The following is a 6,958-nucleotide window of genomic DNA, read 5'->3' on the forward strand; positions in this document are numbered from 1 at the left end:
CTCGGGGATCACGAGCGCGGACAGGCCGTCGCGCAGCACCTCGCCGTCGACGGGGTCGGCCGGCTCGCCCCCGAGCCGCGCGTTCACGAAGTGGTTATCGGCGAGGACGCTCCCGAACCCGACCGACCGCTCCGCGTTGGTGTTGGTGACCGCGAACCGATGGACGAGGAGCGCGTTCCCTTCCTCGGCAGACAGGAGGCCGGTCGCGTCCTCGGAGAACATCCCGATGCCGCCCTCTTCCGTTTCGTAGTGGAGCGCGCGCTCGACCGACGGTTCGCGGGCCGCGATCTCGAAGCCGCCGACCTCGGAGGCGACCGCCTCTCCGGGAGCGAGGCGCCGGGGGGCGACGTCGATCCGGCGCTCGAACTCCGGGTGTTCTCGGGCATCCGTGGCCACCCGCCACTCGCCGGCGGTGTTGACCCGGAGGTCCGCCTCGACGACCGTCCAGTCTCCGGACTCCACGTCGGAGACGCCGACCGAAACTGGGTCCGGCTCCGAAACGGTCGCCCTCGTCAGCCCGTCCTCCTCGCGGACCCGTTCGACCCCGACCTCGATCGACAGATCGGAGATGGCGGCGCCCCCGACGTTCGCGACGGCGATCTCGACGGGGAACTCGTCGAGAAACGCGATCGACTCGGGATCGCCCATCACGGCCGCGTCGAGCACCATCGGTCGGGGCTGCGCGTCCTCGTCGACGCTGAACTCGGGGAGTTCCGACTCCCGCACTCCCGCCTCGGTTTCGGCCGCGCCCCCGGGCCCGTCAGTCCCGGTCGAGGTACAGCCCGCGAGCAGGCCGACTCCGGCGGCGACGCCGGCCAGACACGACCGCCGGGTCAGTCCGTCGGTCGGTCCGTCGGTCGACTCGGGAGTCACTGCGACCCCTCCCCGTCCCCGTCCGCGGCCGCGTAGCCGGGGTCGTAACACTCGCGGCCGAGCAGCGCGACCGCCGACCGGACGAGTTCGACGAAGTAGGCGCGGTAGCGCGTGAGGTCGCCGGGACACAGCGCCGACCGCCGGAACAGCCGCCGGACCTGATCGGTGTCGTGGCGCGCCCACCAGATCAGGTGGTTGATAAGCGCGAGCCGCGCGTGGCGGGGCTTCTCGTACACCTCCCTGACGGCCGGCGACTCCCAGCCGTGGTCGAACAGGAGCTGGAACCGCCGACCGTTCTCGGCGGAGCGCGCCTTCCGCACCAGTTCGTCGTCCTCCAGCACCGAGATACCGAGTTCGGGTGGGTTCGTCGTCATGCACTCGGTGCGTGGGCCGCCGGAACGGTAAATACTGTCAATTTTTATAAATGTAATCGGCTCGCCGGCGGAAAGCGGCTCGCGCCGTGGAAGCATTTACGGTATCAGAATCGGTTGGGAATACCAAAGCGATGCAACACGACTGGACGATGTTCTACCAGGAGGAGGTGAAATCCGACCGGAAGATCCCGCTTCCGCCGGAGGTCCACACCGTCGTCGGCGACGACCACGAGGTCCACGGCCACTCGGTCTACTGGAACTACGAGCGGAACGCCGACTACATCGTCCTCTCACAGTACGCCCTGCGGGAGCCGAACTACGGCGACGTGACTCGAACGAAGGTGTACGGCGCGGAGCACGGCGAGGAGGCGACCGGCTACATCCGGATCCCCGAAGGGCTCGACGAGCTCGTCCGCTCCAACTACCTCGAGGGGACTCGGGTGAACTACATGGCCTACGAGGAGATGCTCGCGGGGGACAACCCCACGGTGTTCCTGCTCTCGAACGCCCAGTTCCAGCGGCTGCTCCCCTCCGGCGTCCGCGCGTCGGTCGACGACCGCGAGGACGCGGACGACCGCGACCTCGAGGAGTCGCTGCTGAACCTGCCGGCGTTCCTCCCGTCGCCGTGACGCTCGCGCGGGTCGCCGGGTCGCTCGCCGGCCCGTGGGACCTGGTGCGCCGGGAACTCGACGCCGCGCTCGGCGAACCGACGCGCGAGAGCGGGAACGAGACCGAGCCCGAGTGGCGCTGGTCACGAGCCTCGCGGCTGTTCACCCTGCGCGCGAGCGCGAACCCCGCCGCGGGGCGGGTAGAGGTCGCGGTCGACACCCGCCTCCCGTACGCGTCGCTGGCCGCGCTGGCGGGCGTCCTCGCGGCCGCCGTTTTTCTCTCGCCGGCCCCTGCCGTCCCGCTGACGGGCGCCGCGCTGAGCCTCTGCCTCCTCCTGACGCTCGTCCCGCTCGTCCCCGGATGGGTCCACTTCCGGCGGTTCCACCGCCGGACCGGCTCCGTCGTCGATATCGACACCTACCGGATCACGCCGGCGGCGCTGCCGCCGCTCGGGGGGGTCCTGATCGGACTGTGGACCGCCGGAACGGGCGGCTTCCGGTGGCCGGTGCTGCTGCTGTCGATATTTCTGTGTGCAGCCTTCGCGTACGCCAGTGCGCCCGGATCGGTGACGCTGCGACGGCAGTTCCCGGTGTGGGCGCTCGCCTTCTTCTCGGGCGTCCCGCTCCTGCTCACTGGCGGCAACGTCGCCCTGCTCGTCGTCGCGTCGGACGCGGTCGGTCCCGCGGGCGTCGCCGCCCTGACCGCGGCGCTCGTGATCAACACGCTCGCGGCGCTATACGCCTACGTGCGGCTCTGTCGGCGGTTCCTCGAGGGGGTCGACAGCGTTCCGAACCGACCGATCGACTCGCGTCCGCTCCGCGTGGCGTGGTTCGGGGCCTTCCTCACGCTGAACGTGCTCTCGGTCGGCGCCGTCGTCGCTTTCCTGGCCGGCACGTGGCCGGTCTCAACCGCGGCCGAATCGGCCGATCCGACCGCCGTCGCGACCGCCGCGACCGCCGCGTTCACCGCGGTCGGCGTGCCGTTCCCGCGGGCCGCGGCGCTCGTCGCGCTCGCGGTCCTCACGCTGCCGCTCGTCGGCCTACTGGGACTGTGGGGGGTCCACCTCGTCCGACGGATGCAGACGTACCGGACGCTCCGCGCTCGCACACGCCCGATCGAGTCGACCGAAATCGGCGTGGCGGGAGCGGCGGTCGGAGCCGAGAGGACCGTCGAGACCGGGGCGACCGCCCGGATGGGGTCGGAAAGCGGCGCGACCGCCGCCGTCGAGGCGGTCGAGGCCGGCGAGGGGAGCGTTCCGGTCCGCGTCCTCGCGACGCCGCGCGCCGTCGCGTTCGCGACCCAGTCCCTCCCCGGTCGCGACGCCATCGTCGTGAGCACCGGGTTGCTCGAGGAACTCACCGACGAGGAGGTCGCGGCCGTGATCGCCCACGAGGAGTATCACGTCCGAAACGGCGACCCGCGCTGGAACCTGCTCGCCTCCCTGTTCGGCGCCGCGGTCGGCGGCCGGAACGCCCTCGTCGTCGCCCGCGACTATCCGCGCGTGGAGCGTGAAGCCGACCGGCACGCCGCACGCGAACACGGAACCGAGACGTTCGTCCGGGCGCTGCGTCGCCTCGAGCGCCTCCGAGCGACGCTGCCACCCGCGGGCGGTGCGGGCGGCGCGGACGCCGAGCCGGCAGAGACGGGACCGCTCCCGCGGTTCCTCGCGGCCCCGTACCGCGTGCTGTTCGGGGCCGTCGTGCTGGAGAACGCCCACGCGAGCACGGACGAACGGATCGCGGCGGTGCTGGCCGACGAGGAGGGGTGAGGCGCCGAGACGGGCCCGGTCCCCTACGCTCGGAGCCGAACGGTCGCCTCCTCGCCGTCCCCCTCCACGTCGACCAGCCCGTCGTCCGCGAGGTCCTCGACCAGCCCGCGGAGCCACTCGCGGCCGTACTCGCCGCCGGGCGCGTAGTCCACGCGGACGCGCGGTCCGAGCTCGTCCAGCGTCAGCTCGTCGAACTCGCCGAGGACGCTCACCGCGCGGCCGCGCATCTGGCGCCGGCTCCCCTCGAACTCGGGCTGTTCGGGCACGTCCGGCGCGGTGAAGTCGCCCGTCTCGTAGGCGTGACACCAGCGCCGCCACGGACAGCCCGCCTCGTCGCACCGCGGTTTCGTCCCGCAGGCGACGCCGCCCAGTTCCATGATCGCGTTGTTCCAGACGCGGGACTCGCCCTCGGGCATGAGCAACGACGCGACGCGCTCGAACGCGTCGTCGTCGTCCGGCACGGCGAAGGCGCGGTGGAGCACCCGCTTGACGTTCGTGTCGACGACCGCGTCGCCCGCGTTGAACGCGAAGGAGGCGACCGCGTTGGCGGTGTAGGGACCGACGCCCATCAGCCCCTGCAGTTCCTCGGGCGTCTCCGGGAACGTCCCGCCGTGCTCCCCGAGGACCTGCGTCGCCGCCTCGTGGAGGTACTTCGCGCGGTTGTTGTAGCCGAGCGAATGGCTCGACCAGAACGCGACCACCTCGCCGCGGTCGGCGGCCGCCAGGTCCTCGACTGTCGGCCACTCGTCCAGAAACGCCTCCCACGCGGGCACCACTCGGTCGAGCTGGGTCTGCTGGCTCATCACCTCGCTCACGAGGATCTCGTAGGCGTCCTCTGTGCGACGCCACGGGAAGTCCCGGTGGTCGTCCTCGTACCACGCGACCAGCGCCTCGCGGACCGCGCCGCGGTCGTCCGGCAGGGCCGGCGCGTCGCCGTCCGCGAGAGCGCCGCCGCCGGCGTTCGTCCCCGCGGTCGCGCCGTCGTCGTTCATGTCCGCGGATCTGTCCGGGCGCGGTTTAGCGGTGCTGGTTCGCAGTCTCAGTTCGCGTCCTCGATGGCGGCCGACAGCAGTTCGCAGCCGAGTTCGATCTCGCGTTCGGTCACGTCCATCGGCGGAAGGATCCGGAGCACCTTGTAGCCGCACGCGAGCGTGAGCAGGCCGTGCTGGAGCGCCGCCTCCAGCACGTCGTCGCGGAGCTCCTTGCTCTCGAACTCCACCGCGAGCATCAGGCCCTTGCCGCGCACGTCGACGACGCCCTCGTGGTCGGCGTCGCGCATCGCCTCGAGGAACTGCCGGCCGCGGACCGTCGCGTTGTCCATCAGGTCGTGCTCGTGGATCGCGTCGAGCGTGAGCGACCCCTGGAGCGCGGCGATCACGTCGCCCGCGCCCCACGTCGAGGAGAGCCGCCCCTTCTCGTCGGGGAACACGTCCGACCGCGAGATGGTGGCGCCGACGCGGAGCCCCTTCGCGCTGGTGATAACGTCCGGCTCGATGGGGTAGTGGTCCGAGGCCCACATCTTCCCGGTCCGTCCCACGCCGGACTGGATCTCGTCGGCGATCAGCGTGATGTCGTGTTCCTCGGTCAACGCCGCGACCTCCTCCATGAACGCGTCGGAGGGGAACCGGTAGCCGCCCTCGCCCTGGATCGGCTCCATGATGAGGTACGCCACCTCCTCGGGGTTGATGTGGCCGCGGTCGGGATCGAGCTTCCGGCGGAGCCGCGAGACGCCGTCCGCGAAGAAACCGCACGAACAGGACGCGGGGTCACAGCCCGCGTCGTCACAGAAGGGAACGTCGTGGACGCCGCTGATCTCCGGGAACTTCCGGCGGTAGACCTCCTTCGAGCGGTTGAGCGAGAGCGCGCCGAGCGTCCGGCCGTGGAACGCGCCCTCGAAGGTGATCGCGTACTTCGCGCCGTCGCTCTCGTCGTAGGCGATCTTGATCCCGTTCTCGACCGCCTCCGCGCCGGAGTTCGACAGGAACACCATGTCCATGTCGTAGTGGTCGGTCGCGGCCGTCAGCCGGTCCATCAGGCCGGCCGGTCCGGGGAGGCGATCGCCGGGCGAACCGCCGCCGGAGACGTAGAAGTCCTGTCCGGCGATCTTCAGGGGGTCGACGAGGTCGAACTCCCGGAGGTCGTCCATGATCTTCGGGTTGTTGTAGCCAAGCGGCGCGGCCGCGACGTGGCTGGTGAAGTCCATGAGGACGTTGCCGTCCGCGTCGGTACAGAAGGGTCCCTCCGCCGGCGCGGAGCGGTCCCACACGAAGTCGTAGACGTAGGTGCTGGGTGCGGCGGACTCGTGGTGGTACTCGACCCACTCGCGGGCCCGCGGGCCGGGGAACGTTTCGACCTCGGGGCGTGCGGTGTCCCTGTCCATGCGGATCCGTGTCTCGCGAGAGGGAGTTAAATTCGAGCCTCACACTGAAACGTTGGAGAGAACTGCAACCGCCGGCCACCGGGCCGGATCAGAGCAGCACCATGACCGCGGTCGCGAGGAAGCCGACCGCGAGCGTCACGGCGCTCCAGAGCGCGACGCGGCGGAGGAAGTCCCGTGGCGCGCCGGCCGCGAGGGCCACCTTCACGAGGATGCTCGCGGCGGTTGCCAGCAGGATCGCGATCACGGCCTCCTGGCTGCCGATGGTTCCACTCCGGTACAGGAGCACGGCGGAGGTGGCGACGCCGGCCGACGAGACCAGTCCGGAGACGAGCGCGCTGACGAAGAGACCGGCTGCCCCGAACTCTGACTGCGCGACCGACGAGCCGGCGAGGATGAACAGGAAGACCGAGCCGAACGCGAGCGCGTTCCGGATCGAGAAGGGGTTCTCCAGTTCCATCTCGATCTGGGCGTCCCACTCCGCGACGAGGTAGGCGATGACGACGCTGGCGACGATGATCGCGCCGAGCGGCACCGCCGTCTCCCACAGCACCGCGGAGCCGACCGTGACCGTGAACGCGACGGCGATGGCGAGGTTCCGCAGCGCCATCGCGGCGTTGGACAGCAGGACGCCCGCGACGCCGTAGTTGGTGCTCTCGGGGTGGCTCTTGATGTGGTCGAGCATCGCACCCACGACCGCGGCCGAGGAGGCGAGGCCGCCGAAGAAGCCGGTAACGGCGATACCGCGGCCGCCGTAGGTCCGCACCAGCACGTAGTTGGCCATGCCGATGGCGGCGACGGTGACGACCATCAGCCACGCGACGCGCGGCTCGAGCGGGACGCCCAGCACGTCCACCTGACCGGTCGGCAGCAGGGGATAGATCACGAACGCGAGGATGGCGAACTCCGTCGCCGACCGGATCTCTCGGCGCGAGAGCTTGCCCGCGAACGAGTGCA

7 protein-coding genes are annotated in these 6,958 nt (G+C 70.8%); 2 read left to right on the top strand and 5 right to left on the bottom strand.

All coding sequences use genetic code 11. From position 1 onward, the window contains the following. Both AN233_RS17715 and AN233_RS11335 read right to left on the bottom strand, forming a co-directional pair. Positions 1-873, bottom strand: an 873-nt coding sequence (locus tag AN233_RS17715) for a hypothetical protein (RefSeq protein ID WP_218055089.1), incomplete at its 3' end; no start/stop codon positions are given. Next, positions 870-1,247 (bottom strand): phage NrS-1 polymerase family protein, encoded by a 378-nt coding sequence (locus tag AN233_RS11335; protein WP_058366894.1) that lies wholly within the window; start codon positions 1,245-1,247, stop codon positions 870-872. The genes AN233_RS11335 and AN233_RS17715, both read right to left, overlap by 4 nt. 131 nt (positions 1,248-1,378) lie before the next feature. Between AN233_RS11335 and AN233_RS11340 the strand changes: the two genes are divergently transcribed. Further along, complete coding sequence (locus tag AN233_RS11340; protein ID WP_058366895.1) at positions 1,379-1,876, top strand: hypothetical protein; 498 nt, start codon at positions 1,379-1,381, stop codon at positions 1,874-1,876. Beyond that, positions 1,873-3,624, top strand: coding sequence for a M56 family metallopeptidase (locus AN233_RS17720; RefSeq protein WP_058366896.1), 1,752 nt, complete (start codon positions 1,873-1,875; stop codon positions 3,622-3,624). The genes AN233_RS11340 and AN233_RS17720 overlap by 4 nt, the downstream gene beginning before the upstream one ends. Positions 3,625-3,647: 23 nt before the next feature. Here AN233_RS17720 and AN233_RS11350 read toward each other — a convergent pair whose 3' ends face one another. From AN233_RS11350 to AN233_RS11360, 3 genes are all read right to left on the bottom strand, one after another. Next, complete coding sequence (locus AN233_RS11350; protein WP_058366897.1) at positions 3,648-4,616, bottom strand: A/G-specific adenine glycosylase; 969 nt, start codon at positions 4,614-4,616, stop codon at positions 3,648-3,650. 47 nt (positions 4,617-4,663) lie between these two features. Further along, a complete protein-coding gene (locus AN233_RS11355) occupies positions 4,664-6,004 on the bottom strand; it encodes a class-III pyridoxal-phosphate-dependent aminotransferase (protein ID WP_058366898.1) in 1,341 nt (446 codons plus the stop codon). An 88-nt stretch (positions 6,005-6,092) separates the two neighbouring features. Continuing rightward, positions 6,093-6,958: MgtC/SapB family protein (locus AN233_RS11360; RefSeq protein WP_058366899.1), on the bottom strand; the 866-nt coding region annotated here is incomplete at its 5' end.

The organism is Haloparvum sedimenti (assembly GCF_001462205.1).
Lineage (GTDB): Archaea > Halobacteriota > Halobacteria > Halobacteriales > Haloferacaceae > Haloparvum > Haloparvum sedimenti.